Genomic DNA, 865 nt, shown 5'->3' with positions numbered 1-865 from the left:
AGTGCAAATATGAAGAATTTTACCCCAAATTGAGTTCTATTTTGACCCAGGAAACTATGAAAACCACACTCGAAAATACTATATTTTTCTTGGTAGGGATTATGAGGAGGAAGTATGAAATTAAGAAGTAAAAAAACTATTGTTAAAATAGTTACAAAAACAAAAAGAAAAGTTACACTACTCATTTAATTGTTAAATAAAATTTGTACCAATATGGTACCCATGCTTAGTCATTCTTTGTTCATAAATAAAAATAATTTTCCACTAGGGTTGATATCTTTGCCATTTTCGATATACAGAACAATACGTCAATTCAAATGAACAAAAAATAATTCTCAGGTAGGGGTTAAATACTGTGGAAAATAAATCCAGGCTACTAAATATAAAGTTAAAATATCGGCTATAAATGCGTGTGAATTAATAGTGAAAATTTTCTTAGTTAAGTGAAATAGCTTTTTTCTAATTGTTTAAGTCATAGTGGTTTACGCTTTATTTAATTAAAAAAATAAAATAATAAATTAAAGTTGATTTCGATACTAAGGATTTAAAAACCCATTAATCTCTTCTGTAGAGATAAAAATTGTATTTCTAAATGATTTAATGATATTTCTATTTTTTCTTTAAATTTTTCAATTCTAGCTAATCTAGCTAATATCTCATCCTGATAGTATATAGGTGGGAGGGGAACATTGAATTTGTTTAATAGTTCAAGATTTACACCGGTTTGTCCAGCTGTTCTTTCAGAGTTTTTTACAACAACATCATGATATTCCGGAAGTTGTAGAAGATAGAATATAAACCCCTTCCTAATATTTTCTTTAGGTGAAGCTTTCATTAAAGCCACATTGTAGCTGCCGGATAAACC

General features: G+C 28.1%; 2 protein-coding genes. Both read right to left on the bottom strand.

Annotation, left to right across the window (positions count from 1 at the left end):
• Nucleotides 1–185 (bottom strand): NADH-quinone oxidoreductase subunit A (gene ndhC, locus ACYVAA_RS22965; RefSeq protein WP_460546435.1); only part of this gene is annotated, 185 nt, incomplete at its 3' end.
• 359 nt (nt 186–544) lie between these two features.
• Nucleotides 545–865, bottom strand: a 321-nt coding sequence (locus ACYVAA_RS22960; protein WP_460546433.1) for a restriction endonuclease subunit S, incomplete at its 5' end; no start/stop codon positions are given.

It is taken from the genome of Echinicola sediminis (assembly GCF_054777495.1).
Note: the sequence above shows the minus strand (reverse complement) of the source record. Positions and strands in the feature narration are given on the sequence as shown.